This is a genomic window from Halomonas sp. ABH4_019 (assembly GCF_056159885.1).
The window spans coordinates 361,777-378,468 of record NZ_JBSWWC010000002.1 but is presented as its reverse complement, the minus strand read 5'-3'; the positions used below and the strand labels follow the sequence as shown (position 1 = coordinate 378,468).

16 protein-coding genes are annotated in these 16,692 nt (G+C 68.6%); 2 read left to right on the top strand and 14 right to left on the bottom strand.

The features are described from left to right. The first annotated feature begins 101 nt into the window (after positions 1-101). A complete protein-coding gene (locus tag ACXAFN_RS08870) occupies positions 102-2,231 on the top strand; it encodes a PhoX family protein (protein WP_474988047.1) in 2,130 nt (709 codons plus the stop codon). A gap of 73 nt (positions 2,232-2,304) precedes the next feature. On the opposite strand, the gene ppk1 is transcribed toward ACXAFN_RS08870, so the two are convergent. Further along, the gene (gene ppk1 / locus ACXAFN_RS08865) at positions 2,305-4,509 is read right to left on the bottom strand and encodes a polyphosphate kinase 1 (protein ID WP_474988045.1); all 2,205 of its coding nucleotides are present in this window, start codon (positions 4,507-4,509) and stop codon (positions 2,305-2,307) included. 43 nt (positions 4,510-4,552) lie between these two features. After that, positions 4,553-5,560, bottom strand: coding sequence for a porphobilinogen synthase (gene hemB / locus ACXAFN_RS08860; RefSeq protein ID WP_474988044.1), 1,008 nt, complete (start codon positions 5,558-5,560; stop codon positions 4,553-4,555). 206 nt (positions 5,561-5,766) lie between these two features. Here hemB and elbB point away from each other — a divergent pair, with 206 nt between their 5' ends. Beyond that, positions 5,767-6,429 carry an isoprenoid biosynthesis glyoxalase ElbB gene (elbB, locus tag ACXAFN_RS08855; RefSeq protein ID WP_474988042.1) on the top strand — a complete coding sequence of 221 codons (663 nt, stop codon included), beginning with the start codon at positions 5,767-5,769 and terminating at the stop codon, positions 6,427-6,429. Positions 6,430-6,550: 121 nt separating this feature from the next. On the opposite strand, the gene tatC is transcribed toward elbB, so the two are convergent. The 12 genes from tatC to argS form a co-directional block, all read right to left on the bottom strand. Continuing rightward, complete coding sequence (gene tatC / locus ACXAFN_RS08850) at positions 6,551-7,324, bottom strand: twin-arginine translocase subunit TatC (protein WP_474988040.1); 774 nt, start codon at positions 7,322-7,324, stop codon at positions 6,551-6,553. Further along, a complete protein-coding gene (gene tatB / locus ACXAFN_RS08845; RefSeq protein ID WP_474988039.1) occupies positions 7,321-7,749 on the bottom strand; it encodes a Sec-independent protein translocase protein TatB in 429 nt (142 codons plus the stop codon). The genes tatC and tatB overlap by 4 nt, the downstream gene beginning before the upstream one ends. Before the next feature lie 6 nt (positions 7,750-7,755). Next, the gene (gene tatA / locus ACXAFN_RS08840) at positions 7,756-8,016 is read right to left on the bottom strand and encodes a Sec-independent protein translocase subunit TatA (protein ID WP_474988037.1); all 261 of its coding nucleotides are present in this window, start codon (positions 8,014-8,016) and stop codon (positions 7,756-7,758) included. 201 nt (positions 8,017-8,217) lie between these two features. Further along, positions 8,218-8,553, bottom strand: coding sequence for a phosphoribosyl-ATP diphosphatase (locus ACXAFN_RS08835; protein WP_474988036.1), 336 nt, complete (start codon positions 8,551-8,553; stop codon positions 8,218-8,220). A 28-nt stretch (positions 8,554-8,581) separates the two neighbouring features. Continuing rightward, the gene (ubiB, locus tag ACXAFN_RS08830; RefSeq protein WP_474988034.1) at positions 8,582-10,204 is read right to left on the bottom strand and encodes a ubiquinone biosynthesis regulatory protein kinase UbiB; all 1,623 of its coding nucleotides are present in this window, start codon (positions 10,202-10,204) and stop codon (positions 8,582-8,584) included. Beyond that, complete coding sequence (locus ACXAFN_RS08825) at positions 10,201-10,839, bottom strand: ubiquinone biosynthesis accessory factor UbiJ (protein ID WP_474988032.1); 639 nt, start codon at positions 10,837-10,839, stop codon at positions 10,201-10,203. The genes ubiB and ACXAFN_RS08825 overlap by 4 nt, the downstream gene beginning before the upstream one ends. A gap of 7 nt (positions 10,840-10,846) precedes the next feature. Next, positions 10,847-11,602, bottom strand: a complete 756-nt coding sequence (gene ubiE / locus ACXAFN_RS08820; RefSeq protein ID WP_474988030.1) for a bifunctional demethylmenaquinone methyltransferase/2-methoxy-6-polyprenyl-1,4-benzoquinol methylase UbiE — start codon at positions 11,600-11,602, stop codon at positions 10,847-10,849. Positions 11,603-11,709: 107 nt separating this feature from the next. Continuing rightward, positions 11,710-12,093 (bottom strand): gamma-butyrobetaine hydroxylase family protein, encoded by a 384-nt coding sequence (locus ACXAFN_RS08815; protein ID WP_474988028.1) that lies wholly within the window; start codon positions 12,091-12,093, stop codon positions 11,710-11,712. Between the two features lie 199 nt (positions 12,094-12,292). Next, positions 12,293-13,615: an ATP-dependent protease ATPase subunit HslU gene (gene hslU, locus ACXAFN_RS08810; RefSeq protein ID WP_474988027.1), complete on the bottom strand. Its 1,323-nt coding sequence runs from the start codon at positions 13,613-13,615 to the stop codon at positions 12,293-12,295. A gap of 2 nt (positions 13,616-13,617) precedes the next feature. Then, entirely contained in the window at positions 13,618-14,136 is a 519-nt protein-coding gene (gene hslV, locus ACXAFN_RS08805) for an ATP-dependent protease subunit HslV (protein ID WP_474988025.1), read from the bottom strand. Between the two features lie 127 nt (positions 14,137-14,263). Beyond that, a complete protein-coding gene (locus ACXAFN_RS08800) occupies positions 14,264-14,974 on the bottom strand; it encodes an SPOR domain-containing protein (RefSeq protein ID WP_474988024.1) in 711 nt (236 codons plus the stop codon). Between the two features lie 3 nt (positions 14,975-14,977). Beyond that, positions 14,978-16,663 (bottom strand): arginine--tRNA ligase, encoded by a 1,686-nt coding sequence (gene argS / locus ACXAFN_RS08795; RefSeq protein ID WP_474988022.1) that lies wholly within the window; start codon positions 16,661-16,663, stop codon positions 14,978-14,980. Positions 16,664-16,692 lie beyond the last annotated feature (29 nt).

The window sequence follows — 16,692 nt, the reverse complement described above, 5'->3', positions numbered from 1 at the left end:
ACATGCTCGGTCACTCGACCGTCACCTTTCCTCGCTAATATTCGCGCCGGACGAGCGTGCGGTACCCCTCACCGCACGCGGTGTGACTAGCGAGGAAGATCATGAGCAAGGAAATCGAAGACCCGCGGATTCTCAATCGCAGCACCAACGAACCTTTCTCCTCGGTGCTCGAGCGCCATGTGTCCCGTCGGCGCGTCATGCAGGGCGGTCTCGGCATGGCCGCCATGACCCTGCTGGGCGGTTTCGGGCTCGCCGGCGGTCGCCTGGCGCATGCCGAGACGGCCGGTGCCGCCAGGACACCCCTTGCGCTGGCGTTCGAATCCATCGCCGGTTCGCGTCGCGATGCCATCGTGGTGCCCGAAGGCTATCGGGCCCAGGTGCTGCTGCCCTGGGGCACTCCGCTCAATGCCAAGGCACCGGCCTGGCGCGAGGACCTGGACCCCACCCCGGAGGGACAGGCCAACAGCGTCGGCATGCATCACGATGGCATGCATGCCTTCACCCTGGACGAGGCGAACGCCTCGCGCCGCTTCCTGCTGGCGATGAACAACGAGTACATCGACCAGGCCGCGCTGTGGGCCGCCCGCGGTGGCGCCACCAATGCCAGCGAGGGCGCGCGCCCGGCCGACGAGGCCCGCACCGAGATCAACGCCCATGGCGTGACCGTGGTGGAAGTCCGCAAGGACGAGCAGGGCCGCTGGTCCCACGTGGCCGACTCGCCCTACAACCGCCGCATCACCAGTGCCACCGAGATGGCACTGAGCGGCCCGGTGGCCGGCAGTGAATACGTCCGGACCCGATTCTCGCCGGACGGCACTCGCACCCGCGGCACCAACAACAACTGCGCCAACGGCTTCACGCCCTGGGGCACCTACCTGACCTGCGAGGAGAACTGGCCGGGCTACTTCATCAAGCGCGCCGATCGTCAGGTCGACGACGATCGCCTTGGCATCCCCGAGGAGCGCGGTCGCTATGGCTGGGAGACCGCCGCCGCAGACGGCGAGGCCGACGACGAGTTCTCCCGCTTCGACGCCACGCCGCGCGGCGATACGGCCGCTGACGACTATCGCAACGAGCCGCGAACCTTCGGCTACATCGTCGAAATCGATCCCTACAGCGGCGCGCGAGCGGTCAAGCGCACCGCCCTCGGTCGCTTCCGTCACGAGGGCTGCTGGCCCGGCAAGCTGGTCGCCGGCGAGCCGGTGGTGTTCTACTCCGGCCACGATTCGCGCAACGAGTACATCTACAAGTTCGTCTCCGATGCCCGCTGGGACCCGGCCGACGCCAACCGCCCCGGGCAGGAATACGATCGTCTGGCCCTGGGCGCCAAGTACATGGACCGGGGCACGCTCTACGTGGCGCGCTTCGATGCCGACGGGAGCGGCGAATGGCGGCCGCTGACCCCGGATGCCGTCATCGCCGATGGTCGCACCCTGGCCCAGGCGCTGGGCCTGGCCGCGGACGATCGGGCCGGCGTGATCATCCACACCTGCGACGCCGCCGACCTGCTGGGCGCCACCCCGATGGATCGGCCCGAGTGGGGCACCGTCGATCCGGCCTCCGGCGAGGTCTACATGACCCTGACCAACAATTCCCAGCGCACCGCGGACGGCACCGCGGCGACCTTTACTCACGACGGCTCGGGTATCGAACAGCGCGGCGTGGGCTATGCCACCGCGCCGACCAATGCGCCCAACCCGCGGGCCAACAATGAGGCCGGCCAGGTCATCCGCTGGCGCGAGGGCGAGGGCACCGCCTTCTCCTGGGAGGTGTTCGTGTTCGGGGCCGCCGCCGACGATGCCGGCAACCGCTCCGGCCTCACCGAGCGCAACCAGTTCGCCAGTCCCGACGGCCTGTGGTACGACGACCGCGGTGACGGGCAGGGCATCCTGTGGATCCAGACCGACAACGGCTACGCGGGGGTGGCCGAACACACCAACGACCAGCTGCTGGCGGTGGTGCCCCAGAGCGTTGCCTCCGGCGACGGCGAGGCCGCGGTGATCGGTGCGGCCAACCAGACCCAGCTCCGTCGCTTCGCCGTGGGCCCCAATGGCTGTGAGGTGACCGGGATCTTCGCCACTCCGGATCGCAGTGCGCTGTTCATCAATATCCAGCATCCCGGTAACTGGCCCGCCGCCGAGGACGCCACCGTCGCCGCCCAGGGCAGCGTTCGTCCCCGGGCCGCCACCGTGGTGATCGAGAAGGCCGACGGCGGCCCGGTCGGGGTCTAGGACCAACGGTCGCCGCAATGCCACGCCCCCTTCGCGGCCGTGCCTGGGAGGGGGCGTTTTCGTAACAGTGGGGTTACGCCCGGGCCGCGTAGGCGTAAAGCAGGGTTTCCTGGGCGCTGATCGGGGCGGCTTCGCCGGGTGCCTGCTTGACGTAGGTGCCGTCCGGGCGCAGCAGCCAGCTCTGGCAGTTGTCCACCAGATAGGTCTCCAGGTCCTTGCGTACCTGGGCCGCCAGCTTCTTGTCGAGCAGCGGGAAGCAGGTCTCGACCCGGTGGAACATGTTGCGGGCCATGAAGTCGGCGCTCGAGCCCCAGGTCTCCGACTTGCCGTCGTTGTGGAAGTGGAAGACCCGGGTGTGTTCCAGGAAGCGGCCGATGATCGAGCGCACCCGGATCGACTCGGAGATGCCGGGCAGGCCCGGGCGCAGGCAGCACATGCCGCGGATGATCAGGTCGCATTCCACGCCGGCCTGGGAGGCCCGGTACAGGGCCTGGATCAGCTTGGGCTCGGTGAGTGAGTTGCACTTGATGATCAGGTGGGCGCGCTTGCCCTTGCGGGCATGCTCGGCCTCGCGGTCGATCATCGCCACCAGTCGCTCGTGCAGGGTGAAGGGGGCGTGCAGCAGCTTCTCGATCCTGCGCGCCCGGCCCATGCCGGAGAGCTGCTGGAAGACCTTGTGCACGTCGGCGCACAGCACCGGGTCGGCGGTGAGCAGGCTGTAGTCGGTGTAGAGCTTGGCGGTCTTGGAGTGATAGTTGCCGGTGCCCAGGTGAGCGTAGTGGCGCAGCTGGCCCTTCTCGCGGCGCACGATGTGCATCATCTTGGCGTGGGTCTTGTAGGCCATCACCCCGTAGATGACGATGGCGCCGGCCTCCTGCAGCCGCGAGGCCAGGGCCAGGTTGTCGGCCTCGTCGAAGCGTGCCCTCAGCTCGATCACCACGGTGACTTCCTTGCCGTTGCCGGCGGCCTCCACCAACGCATTGACGATGGGCGAGTCGGCGCCGGTGCGGTAGAGGGTCTGCTTGATGGCGAGCACCTCGGGGTCGCGGGCGGCCTCGCGGAGCAGTTCCTCCACCGGCGAGAAGGCATGGAAGGGGTGATGGAGCAGGACATCGCCCTCGGCCATGGCCTGGAGCACGCTGTCGCGTTTCTTCAGGGCCTTGGGCAGGCCGGGCGTGAAGCCGCGATAGCAAAGCTCGGGGCGCTCCACGTCGCCCAGCACCGACATCATGCGGGTCAGGTTCACCGGGCCGTTGACCCGGTAGAGGTCGGACGCCTCGAGCTCGAACTGGCGGATCAGGAAGTCGGCCAGCTCGTCGGGGCAGTTGTCGGCCACCTCCAGGCGCACGCCGCTGCCGTAGCGGCGCGACAGCAGCTCGCCGCGCAGCGCCGAGGCCAGGTCGGAGACTTCCTCCGGGTCCACCGAGAGATCGGCGTTGCGGGTCAGGCGGAACTGGTAGCAGCCGCGCACCTTCATGCCCGGGAACACTTCCTCGGCATGGGCGTGGATCATCGACGACAGGAAGACGTATTCGGTGAAGCCGTCCTCGCAGAGCTCGCCGGGCAGGGCGATCACCCGCGGCAGCGAGCGCGGCGCCGGCAGGATCGCCAGGCCGCCCTCGCGGCCGAAGGCGTCCTTGCCCTCCAGCTCGACGATGAAGTTGAGGCTCTTGTTGACCAGCCGGGGGAAGGGGTGCGAGGGGTCGAGGCCGATGGGGCTGATCACCGGCATGATCTCGGTCTCGAAGTAGTCGCGCACCCAGGCGCGCTGGGCCTCGGTCCAGTCGCCGCGGCGACGGAAGCGCAGGCCCTGGGCCTCCAGGGCGGGAATCAGCGCCTCGTTGAGGATGCGGTACTGGCGTTCCACCTGCTCGTGGGCGATCTGGGCGATCTCGGCCAGCACCGAGCGTGGCGAACGGCCATCGGCCCCCGAGGTGGCGTCGCCGATCATGATCTGGTTCTTGAGGCCGGCCACGCGAATCTCGAAGAACTCGTCCATGTTCGACGAGAAGATCAGCAGGAACATCAGCCGGTTGAGCAGCGGGTGGGCCTCGTCCAGGGCCTGTTCCAGCACCCGCACATTGAACTGCAGGTGCGACAGCTCGCGGTTGAAGTAGAGCCCCGGGTCCGTGAGGTCGGCCTCGGGGTCCGGCAGCGCCTTGGGCTTGATGCCGGTACGGGTCTGGTTGAGGCGCGGGACCGGGATCTCGCTGGCGGCGTCGCCACCGAGCGGGGGCTCCACGGTGGCGGACGGGTCGGGGCGGCGTGAGTCGTCCATGGGGGTTCCCTGTCGTCGGCCGGAGGGGCGCCCCGTCCGGCGGTTACTCGGCGAGCAGCCGCGCCGCTCGCTTGGCGAAATAGGTCAGCACGCCGTCGGCGCCGGCGCGTTTGAAGCACATCAGCGATTCCAGCATCACGGCGTCGGCATCCAGCCAGCCGTTGTCGAAGGCGGCCATGTGCATGGCGTATTCGCCGCTCACCTGGTAGGCGAAGGTCGGGACCTTGAGCTCGTCCTTGACGCGTCTCACCACGTCCAGGTAGGGCATGCCCGGCTTGACCATCACCATGTCGGCGCCTTCGGCCAGGTCCAGGGCCACCTCGTGCAGCGCTTCCTCGCCGTTGGCCGGATCCATCTGATAGGTGGACTTGTCGGCGCGGCCGAGGTTCGTCGCCGAACCCACGGCGTCCCGGAAGGGGCCGTAGTAGCTCGAGGCGTACTTGGCGCTGTAGGCCATGATCCGGGTGTTGTGCAACTGTTCCTGCTCCAGCACCTGGCGGATGGCGCCGATGCGACCGTCCATCATGTCCGAGGGGGCGACGATGTCGGCGCCGGCCTCGGCATGGGAGAGCGCCTGCTTGAGCAGCGTCTCCACGGTGCGATCGTTCTGTACGTAGCCGCTATCGTCGAGGATGCCGTCCTGGCCGTGGCTGGTGTAGGGGTCCAGCGCCACGTCGGTCATGATGCCGAGCTCGGGCACGGCCTCCTTGAGGGCGCGCACGCTGCGCTGGATCAGCCCGTTGGCGCTGTAGGCCTCCTCGGCCAGCTCGCTCTTCAGTGCCGGATCCACCACCGGGAACAGCGCCAGTACCGGGATGCCCAGCGCGACGGCCTCCCGTGCCTCCTCGATCAGCAGGTCCAGCGACAGGCGCTCGACGCCCGGCATGGAGGGCACGGCCTCGCGACGATCCTCGCCGTCGAGCACGAACACCGGCCAGATCAGGTCGGCGGCGGTGAGGGTGTGCTCGCGCATCAGGCGGCGTGAAAAGTCGTCGCGGCGCATGCGACGCATGCGGGTCGCGGGGTATTGGCGTGCGGTCGTGAAGCTCAAGACATCCTCTCCGAAACGGTGACCGGGGCCGCCGGATCTCAGTCTGGCGGGCAGAGATGACGAAACGGTGACAGTCGCTCGAGTATATCAGGGTGAGTCGGCACCGACAGACGCGCCTTGTCGCACCCCCGACGACTCTCTAAAGTGATGGCTCCATGTTTATCGGCCCTGCCACCGTCCGGCAGGAGGCGCACGAGGAGACGCATATGAGCAAGCAGGTGGCGGTCATTCTGTCGGGATGCGGTGTCCAGGATGGCTCGGAGATCTACGAGACCACCCTGACGCTGTTGCGCCTGGACCAGCTGGGGATCGGCTACCGTTGCTTCGCCCCCGACATCGATCAGCACGACGTGGTCGACCACCGCAGCGGCGAGGTAGCTGGCGAGGAGCGGCGCAGCGTGCTGGCCGAGTCGGCGCGACTGGCCCGCGGCGAGATTGGGCCGCTGGACGAGCTGGAGGCCGACGACTTCGACGCCGTCATCCTGCCGGGCGGCTTCGGGGCGGCCAAGACCCTCTCCAACTTTGCCGAGGCCGGCGCCGACCTGGTGATCCACGACGGCCTGGTCGAGGCCATGACCGAGTTTCGCGAGGCGCGCAAGCCGATCGGCCTGATGTGCATCGCCCCGGTGATGGTGCCGCGCCTGCTGGGGCCGGGCATCGCCGTGACCATCGGGCACGACCCGGGCGTGGCCGGGGCGATCAGCAGCATGGGCGGCCTGCACCGTAGCTGCGGTGTGGAAGACATCGTGGTGGATTTCGAGAACCGCGTGGTCACCACCCCGGCCTACATGCTCGCCACCCGCATCGGCGAGGCGGCGACCGGGATCTTCAAGCTGGTGGATCGCATCGACGAGATGATGGACTTGTAAGCTGGAAGAGCGGCGCTTCGCGCCTGGAAGCTTGAAGCGGGAAGAAGAACGCCTCCATGGCCTTGCCATGGAGGCGTTCTGGTTCAGCTTGGCTTCGAGCTTCGAGCTTCGAGCTTCGAGCTTACGCCTCGCCGTCGGCGGCATCCTTCTCGCGCTTGCGGCGCACCAGCCGGCCGAACAGCAGGCCGACCTCGTAGAGCAGGTACATCGGCACCGCCAGCAGGCTCTGGGAGACCACGTCCGGCGGGGTCATCAGCATGCCCACCACGAAGCAGCCCAGTACCACGTAGGGGCGCTTCTTCGACAGGCTCTCCACCGTGGTGGCCCCGGTCAGGATCAGCAGGAAGGTGGCGATGGGTATCTCGAAGGCCACGCCGAAGGCGAAGAACAGTTTGAGGACGAAGTTGAGGTACTGGTTGATGTCGGTCATCACCGCCACGTCCTCCGGCCCGGTCTGGGTGAAGAACTGGAACAGCAGCGGGAAGACCACGTAATAGGCGAAGGCGGCCCCGGCGTAGAACAGCGCCACGCTGGAGGCCAGCAGCGGCAGCGCCAGGGCCTTCTCGTTGTCGTAGAGCCCCGGGGCGATGAACGCCCAGGCCTGGTGGAGCACGAAGGGCACGGCGATGAACACCGCCACCACCAAGGTCAGCTTGAAGGGCGCCAGGAACGGCGAGGCCACCTCGGTGGCGATCATCCGCGAGCCTTCCGGCAGCAGTGCCATCAGCGGCTGGGCGACGAAGGCATAGATGTCGTTGGCGAAGGCGTAGAGCCCGAGGAAGATCACGAGTATCGCGATCACCGCCCGCAACAGCCGCGAGCGCAGCTCGACCAGGTGCTCGATCAACGGGGCATGGGCCTGCCCGGGGTCGCGGGAATCGTCGGATTGGCTCATCGGGAAGAAGCGTCCTCGTGGGCGTCGGAGTCGGCGTCATCGGCCTGCCGGCGGGCCTGGCTCAGGGCGTCGTCGAGACGGGCCTCGGGCGAGGGCCGAGGGGAAGGGGCATCGCCAGTCCGCGCCGCATCCTTGCGATCCCGTGCCGTTCGCTCGGCGGCGGGCGCCTCGACCGAGTCCTCGACGCCGCGCTTGACCCGGTCGAGCCCCTCGTCGAGCTTCTTCTGCTGCTCGTCGAGTTTCTGGCGCAGCTCCTCGGCCTCGAGCTGGGCGTTGATCTCGCGCTGCATGCCGGAGACGGTACGCTTGATGCGGCCGACCCACAGTCCGGCGGTGCGGGCAGCCTTGGGCAGGCGTTCGGGGCCCAGCACCAGCAGGCCCACCACGCCGATGATCAGGAGTTCGAGAAAGCCGATGTCGAACATGGCGGCCTACTTGCGCTCTTCCCGTTCCTCGGCCTTGTGCTCGGCCCGGACGTCGTAGGTCTCGCCCTCGTCGTCGTGGCGCACCTGGGCCTGGGGCTTGTCGCTTTCCTCGGCCTGTTCCTTGTCATCTTCGTGCATGGCCTTCTTGAAGCCCTTGACCGCACCGCCCAGGTCGCCGCCGACGTTGCGCAGCTTCTTGGTGCCGAAGATCAGGATGATGATGCCGAGGACGATCAGGAGTTGCCAGATGCTGATGCCGCCTAACATAGGGTGTTCCTCAGGTTGTGGCGCCGGGAGCCCGGCGTCGGTGTCTAGGTTCTGTACGAAAACTGTCTGCGCTCGTCCATACGGTGTTAAAAATCGGCTCTAAGTACTCATTTACCGCGTAAACTCGCACGCGAGCCCGGTCCGTCTTCTCGTCGATTTTTGCCTTGTCTGGCCATCGCTCGCCGACTTTTCGTCCAAAACCTAACGTGGCCGCGAGGCCTTCTCGTCGTGGCCGGACAGGCCGAAGCGTCGGGACAGTTCGTCGAGCACCTCGCGATGGCTCAGCCCCAGGTGCGACAGCATCACCAGGCTGTGGAACCACAGGTCGGCCGTCTCGGCGACCAGCGCCCGACGCGAGGCCTCGTCATCCGGCTCGGCGTCCTTGGCCGCCAGCAGCGTCTCGGTGGCTTCCTCGCCGACTTTCTCGAGTATCTTGTTCAGGCCCTTGTGATGCAAGCTGGCCACATAGGAGTCCTGGGGGTCGGCCTGGCGGCGACTGGCCAGGACCTCGTCGAGGCGGTCGAGAATATCGCTCATATGAGACGTTTCCGTTGCAGTAAGTGAATCAGTTCCAGGCCAGCAGCAGGGCGCCGATGGCCGCCGCGCCGAGCACCGGCCAGGGCTGGCCATCTGCCCATTCGACCAGCGGTCGCCAGGCGAGTGCCGCGGCCACGATCAGAAGCCCCAGGCGAAGGCGCCGCTGGCGTCGTCCCTGGTGATCGAGCCGGCGGCGGATGGCGCCGATGGCCTCGCCCTGCCGGCGCTGCTGCTGGTGGCCGTGCTCGGCGCGGGCCAGGGCCTGGTGGGCCAGTACCGGCAGCTCGGGAAGCTGGCGCGAGAGCTCGGGGGCCTGGCGCTTCATGGAGTCCCAGAGCCCGCGGGGGCCGGCGCGCTCCTTCATCCACTGTTCCAGGAACGGCTTGGCGGTGGTCCAGAGATCGAGGTCCGGATACAGCTGGCGGCCCAGGCCCTCGACGTTGAGCAGCGTCTTCTGCAGCAGCACCAGCTGGGGCTGCACCTCCATGTTGAAGCGCCTGGCGGTCTGGAACAGCCCCAGCAGCACCTGGCCGAAGGAGATGTCCTTGAGCGGCTTCTCGAGGATCGGTTCGCACACGGTGCGCACCGCGGCGGCGAACTCGTTGGCCCGGGTGTCCTCGCCGACCCAGCCCGACTCGATGTGCAGCGCCGCCACCTCGTAGTAGTCCTGGTGGAAGAAAGCCAGCAGGTTGCGCGCCAGGTAGTCCTGGTCCTCGCGGGTCAGGCTGCCGACGATGCCGCAGTCGATGGCGATGTACTGGGGGTTCCAGGGCGCCTCCCGGGACACGAAGATGTTGCCCGGATGCATGTCCGCATGGAAGAAGTTGTCGCGGAACACCTGGGTGAAGAAGATCTCCACGCCGCGCTCGGCGAGTCTCCTGAGATCCGTGCCCTGGGCCTGGAGGGCGGCGGTGTCGGCCACCGGCACGCCGTGGATGCGCTCCTGGACCATCACTCGGTGGCGGGTCAGCCCCCAGTGGATGGCCGGCACGAACAGCAGCGGCGAGCCCTTGAAGTTGCGCTTGAGCTGGGAGGTGTTGGCGGCCTCCTTGGTCAGGTCGAGCTCGTCGAACAGCGTCGCTTCGTAGTCGCGCACCACCTCCACCGGGCGCAGCCGGCGCGCTTCCGGCACCCGGGCCAGCACGGCGGCCAGCCGATACATCAATGCCATGTCCTGGCGCATGACCCGCTCGATGCCCGGGCGGATGATCTTGACCACCACCTGGTCGCCGTCGGGTAGCCGGGCGGCGTGGACCTGGGCCACCGAGGCCGAGGCCAGCGGTTCCGTCGAGAACTCGGCGAAGGCCTCATCCAGCGACATGCCGAGCTCTTCCTCGACCAGCGCCTGGGCGAGATGGCCGGGGAAGGGTGGCACCTGGTCCTGGAGGCGCTTGAGCTCGTCGGCGATGTCCGGCGGGAAGAGGTCGCGGCGGGTCGACAGCACCTGGCCGAACTTGACGTAGATCGGCCCCAGGGTCTCCAGCGCCAGGCGCAGCCGCTCGCCTCGGGGGCGTGAGCCGACGGGCACCAGCCGCAGCGGCGACAGGGCGAGCAGGCCGCGTAGCCACCAGGGCAGTCGCTCCTGGGGGATCAGAGTGTCCAGGCGGTAGCGGGTCACCACCCAGGCGATGCGCGCCAGCCGCGGGATCATGGTGCCTGGCCCTCGGTCAGTCGGCGCCGCAGGCGCTCGAGGCGGGCCTCGAGGCGGTCGGTGGCGACCTCCAGCTCGGTGAGATGGTCGCGCAGGCCCTCGAACTGGTGGCGACCGGGCAACAGCCGGGCCTCCTCGAAGACATATTCCGAGACGTCGGCGCACAGTTCCTGGCGGGTGCGCAGCCCCCAGCGGCCGAGGCTGCGTACGCCCTCGGCCAGACTGTGGGCGGGTATGTCACCCAGCCAGCGGGCCAGCTCGCCTTCCCAGTCCAGATCCAGGTCGAGCAGCAGGTCGCGGGTCGCCTCGAGCAGCGGGATGCGGCCGCGCACGGCGAGCTTGCCCTGGAACATCAGCCGTTCCAGGGAGGCGCCGCCGAGCAGCTCGCCGAGGGTCTCGGCGTCGGCCTCGACGACCGCGTCGAAGGCCTCCTCGGGCTCGTCGTCGGGGCGCAGCAGGTCCAGTCCCCGGGGGTGGAAGGCCAGGGCCAGCGCCATCGGCGGCTGCTCCAGGCGCAGCAACAGGCGCTGACCCGCCAGGCGGGCCAGCCGGGCGGGCGCCGCGGGGTCCCGGGCGAGCAGGGCATTCAGGCTGCGTTCGAGGCCGCCCAGCAGCAGGGTCGGTGTCAGCGCCATCGGATTCTCACAGCTTGATGCCACGGTGCAGGGCCACGATGCCCCCGGTGAGGTTGGTGTACTCGACCCGCTCCAGGCCGGCATCCTCCATCATGCCCTTGAGGGTCTGCTGGTCCGGATGCATGCGGATCGACTCGGCCAGGTAGCGGTAGCTCTCGGCGTCGCCGGCCACCAGCTGGCCCATGCGCGGCAGCAGGTGGAAGGAGTAATCGTCGTAGGCGCGGGACAGCAGCGGATTGCCGGGCTTGGAGAATTCCAGCACCAGCAGCCGGCCGCCGGGCTTGAGCACCCGGGCCATGGAGCGCAGGGCGGCGTCCTTGTCGGTGACGTTGCGCAGGCCGAAGGCGATGGTGATGCAGTCGAAGCTGTTGTCCGGGAAGGGCAGGGTCTCGGCGTTGGCCTGGACGTACTCGACGTTGCCGCCGACGCCCTGGTCGAGCAGCTTGTCGCGCCCGACCCGCAGCATGGACGCATTGATGTCGGCCAGCACCACTCGCCCCCGGGGGCCGACCAGCCGCGAGAACTTCAGCGTCAGGTCGCCGGTGCCGCCGGCGATGTCGAGCACGCTGTGGCCCGGGCGGACCCCGGCGCGCTCGATGGTCAGGCGCTTCCACACGCGATGGATGCCGAACGACATCAGGTCGTTCATGACGTCGTAGCGGGTGGCCACCGAGTGGAAGACGTCGGCCACGCGGGAGGCCTTCTCGTCGACCGGGACTTCCTGATAGCCGAAGTGGGTGGTGCGCTTGTCGCTGGGGGTCATGCGAGGGAGGCTCCCGAGTCAGCTGCACAGGGTGAGGCGAGGCTCGGCGGCCCCGCACGATGGGCCGCATTGTAGCGCCCCCCGGGGGCGCTTGTCTTGACGCCCCCCTACAGCTGCTTGATCTCGATGCCCAATGGCTCCCGCGAGGCCCCGGCCTCTTCCAGGCGCCGCAGGTAGTCGGCCCAGTTGGCCTCCTGGTGCTCGATCAGCTCGTAGAGGTAGTCCCAGCTGTAGAGGCCGCTGTCGTGGCCGTCGTCGAAGTGCAGCTTGAGCGCGTAGCGGCCGGTCTGGGTGATGTTGGCCAGGCCGACGTGCTTCTTGCCGACCTGCAGGGTCTCCTGGCCCCGGCCGTGGCCGCGTACCTCGGCGGAGGGCGAGAACACCCGCAGATACTCCACCGACAGCCGGTGACGCTCGCCGCCTTGATAGGTCAGCTCCAGCTCGCGAGCCTGCTTGTGGTAGTGCACCTTGGTGGGAATCGGGGCGGGCATGGGCACCTCCGGTGAGCTTGAAGCTGGAAGAGCGCCGCTTCGCGGCTGGAAGCCGGAAGAAACGGCCCTGACTCAAGCCTTGGAAACGTTATGCTGATTTCGAGCTTCGAGCTTCGAGCTTCGAGCTTCGAGCTTCGAGCTTCGAGCTTCGAGCTTCGAGCTTCGAGCCGCTCGGGGCCCGAAGCCCGTCGCTCGTGGCTTACAGAATATACCGCGACAGATCCTCGTCCATCGCCAGCTCGCCGAGCTGGGAATCGACGTAGGCGGCGTCGATGGTCAGCGGCCCGCCCAGGTCGGAGCCCTGGTAGGAGGCCTCTTCGAGCAGGCGTTCCATCACCGTGTGCAGGCGGCGGGCGCCGATGTTCTCGGTGCCCTCGTTGACCTTCCAGGAGATCTCGGCGATGCGCGCGATGCCATCGTCGGTGAAGCTGATGTCCAGGCCTTCGGTGGCCATCAGCGCCTCGTACTGGCGAGTCAGCGACGCGGAGGGCTCGGTGAGGATGCGCTTGAAGTCGTCGGGGGTCAGGGCATTGAGCTCGACGCGGATCGGCAGGCGGCCCTGCAGCTCGGGGATCAGGTCCGAGGGGCGCGACAGGTGGAAGGCGCCGGAGGCGATGAACAGGATATGGTCGGTCTTCACCATGCCGTACTTGGTGGAGACGCTGGATCCCTCGATCAGCGGCAGCAGGTCGCGCTGCACGCCCTCGCGGGACACCTCGCCGCCGCTGGACTGGCCGCTGCCCTTGGCGACCTTGTCGAGCTCGTCGAGGAACACGATGCCGTGCTGCTCGACGGCCTCGATGGCGCGCTGCTTGATGTCATCCTCGTTGACCAGCTTGGCGGCCTCCTCGTCGCGCAGCAGCGCGAAGGCGTCCTTGACCGCCACCCGGCGGGTCTCGCTCTTCTGCTTGCCCATGCTGGAGAACAGGTTCTGCAGCTGGCTGGTCATCTCTTCCATGCCCGGCGGGGTCATGATGTCGACGCCCTGGCTCTGGGGCGTGACCTCGATGTCGATTTCCTTGTCATCGAGCTGACCCTCGCGCAGTTTCTTGCGGAACGACTGGCGGGTGGCGTTCTCGGTGCGCGGTTCGTTCTCCTGGCCGCGGGGTGGCGGCAGCAGGGCATCGAGGATGCGGTCCTCGGCGGCGTCCTCGGCGCGGTGGCCGACCTCTTCCTTGGCCTGTTCGCGGACCAGCTTGATGGCCGCCTCGGTGAGGTCGCGGATGATCGACTCGACGTCGCGACCCACGTAGCCCACCTCGGTGAACTTGGTCGCCTCGACCTTGATGAAGGGCGCGCGGGCCAGCTTGGCCAGGCGACGGGCGATCTCGGTCTTGCCGACGCCGGTGGGGCCGATCATCAGGATGTTCTTGGGGGTGACTTCCTGGCGCAGCTCCTCGTCGAGCTGCGTGCGGCGCCAGCGGTTGCGCAGTGCCACGGCCACGGCACGCTTGGCGTCCTGCTGGCCGACGATGTACTGGTCCAGGGCGTGGACGATCTCGCGGGGGGTCATCCGGGTCATGATCAGAGCTCTTCCAGCGTGACGTGGTGGTTGGTGAACACGCAGATGTCGCCGGCGATCTCCAGCGATTTCTCGGTGATCTCGCGGGCCGGCAGCTCGGTGTTCTCGAGCAGGGCGCGGGCCGCGGCCTCGGCGAAGTTGCCGCCGGAGCCGATGGCGAGGATGCCGCGCTCGGGCTCCACCACGTCGCCGTTGCCGGTGATGATCAGCGAGGTGTGTTTGTCGGCCACCGCCAGCAGTGCCTCGAGGCGGCGCAGGGCGCGGTCGGTGCGCCAGTCCTTGGCCAGCTCCACGGCGGCCTTGGCGAGGTGGCCCTGGTGCTTCTCTAGCTGGGCCTCGAAGCGCTCGAAGAGGGTGAAGGCGTCGGCGGTGCCGCCGGCGAAACCGGCCAGGACCTGGCCGCGATACAGGCGACGCACCTTGCTGGCGTTGCCCTTCATCACGGTGTTGCCCAGCGACACCTGGCCGTCGCCGGCCAGCGCCACCCGGTCGCCGCGACGCACGGAAACGATCGTGGTCATGGAGGGGACTCCTTGGGGGAGCGATGGGCTCCCGATGACTTTGGACCCTCGGCGCCACCTGTGCGGCGCCGTGCATAAGCTGGAAGGAGAGGTGTGGGCGGGGCGGCCGGAATTCAACCGGCCAGGCTCACTGCAGCTGGAGCAGCAGCGGCTCGATGCCCTGGGTCGCCATCAGGTCCTGGGCGCGGCTCAACTCGCGGCGATCTCGGTAGGGGCCGACCTGGACCCGGTGCCAGGTGGCGCCGTCGCCGGTCTGCACCTCGCTGATCTTGGCCAGCAGCCCGAAGTCCTGGAGCCGGCCGGCGAGTTGCCGGGCATCGCCGGACTCGCGGAAGGACGCGGCCTGCAGCATGTAGCGCTTGCCGTCCTCGGCGCGATTCGCCGAGGCTTCGACCGGCGCGCTGTTGGCGGCGATCACCTGGGCGATGGGGTCGTCGGCCGGTGGCTCGGCGGCGGTGTCCTGTTCGTCCTGCTCGGCGGGCCGCGGGGGCGGCGTCGCGGTGGAAGCCTGCTCCCCGGGGGCGATCACTTCGGACTCCGGCAGCAGGGTGTAGAACTCGAAGGTCGGCATCGGCGGCTCGTTCGACGCTGGCGCTTCGGCGGGCTCTCGACCGGCCGGGTCCGGCACCTCGCCGGCGGGCAGCGGCACCGCGGAGGGTGGGCCGTCCTGCCAGGGGGCGGTGCCGTGCTGGTGCTGGGAAAGCAGGAAGCCGGCCACCAGGCCGGTCAGGCCCCATAGCCAGCCCGGCACGCCGCGGCGCGGTGCGGCCTTGGCGGGGCGTCGCTTGCTGCTGGTGGCGCCCCGCTTGCGGTTGGCGGCGGGCTTGCGGCTGGCCATGGCTTACATCTCCTCGGGGGCACCGACGCCCATCAGGTCGAGGCCGTTGCGCAGTACCTGGCGCGCGGCCAGGAACAGCGCCATGCGGGCGTTGCGCAGGGCAGCGTCCTCGACCATCACCTTGACGGCGTTGTAGCAGGTATGGAACTCGGCGGCGAGGTCGAGCAGGTACTGGGCGATCTGCTGCGGTTCGCGGCTGGCGGCGGCGTGGGCGACGACTTCCGGGTAGCGGGCCAGGCGGTTCATCAGCGCCTTTTCCTGCTCGGCCTCGAGGCGCGACAGGTGCTCCATGGCCAGGCCATGGTCGAACGGCTGCTCCAGCGACTCGGCCTTGCGCAGCATGCTGCACACCCGGGCGTGGGCGTACTGCACGTAATAGACCGGGTTGTCGTTGGACTGGGAACGGGCCAGGTCGATGTCGAAGGTCAACTGGGAGTCGGCGCGGCGCGCGGCCAGGAAGAAGCGCGTGGCGTCGCGGCCGACCTCGTCGATCAGGTCGCGCACGGTGACGTAGCTCCCGGCGCGCTTGGAGAGCTTCACCTCGACGCCGGAGCGGGTGACCATCACCATCTGGTGCAGCACGTAGTCCGGGAAGCCCTGGGGAATGCCGGCCTCCAGGGCCTGCAGGCCGGCGCGGACGCGGGTCACGGTGGAGTGGTGGTCGGCGCCCTGCTCGTTGATCACGGTGGTGAAGCCGCGCTGCCACTTATCCAGGTGATAGGCGACGTCGGGCAGGAAGTAGGTGTAGTCGCCGTCGGACTTGCGCATCACCCTGTCCTTGTCGTCACCGAAGTCGGTGGTGCGCAGCCAGGTGGCGCCTTCGTGCTCGTAGGTGTGGCCCTTCTCGGCCAGCCGCTCGGCGGTGGCCTCGACCTTGCCGTCCTGATACAGCGAGGACTCGAGGAAGTAGACGTCGAACTCCACGCCGAAGGCGCGCAGGTCGAGGTCCTGCTCGCGGCGCAGGTAGGCCACGGCGAACTCGCGGATGGCGTCGAGGTCGCCCGGGTCGCCCGAGGCGGTCACGTGGCGGTCGTCGGCGTGGACCGTCTCGCCGGCCAGGTAGCTGTTGGCCACGTCGATGATGTAGCCGCCGCGATAGCCGTCGGCCGGCCAGCCGTCGTCCTCGGGGTCGATGCCCTTGACCCGGGCCTGGACCGAGAGCGCCAGGTTGCTGATCTGGGCGCCGGCATCGTTGTAGTAGAACTCGCGGGTGACGTCATAGCCCACGGCCTCGAGCAGCCGGCACAGGCAGTCGCCGATCGCCGCGCCGCGGCCGTGGCCGACGTGCAGGGGGCCGGTGGGGTTGGCGGAGACGAACTCCACCTGCACCTTCCGACCCTGGCCCTCGAGGCTGCGACCGAAGGTGTCGCCGGCGTCCAGCACCTGGCGCACGACCTGGGCCGCGGCGCCGGTGGCGGCGAAGAAATTGACGAAGCCGGGGCCGGCGATCTCGACCCGGGACACGGCGTCGCTTGCCGGCAGCGCCTCGACCAGTGCCTCGGCCAGCTCGCGGGGCTTCTTGCCGGCAGGCTTGGCGAGCATCAGCGCCAGATTGGTGGCGTAGTCGCCGTGGGCCTTGTCCTTGGTGGGGTCGACCTTGATGGTCGGGGCGACGTCGGCGGGCAGCACGCCCTGGCGCTTGAGTTCGACCAGGGCGCCTTCCAGCAGGGAAACGATGGTGTCTTTCATGGGGAGTCTGATGTCCTGTGGCACGGGCA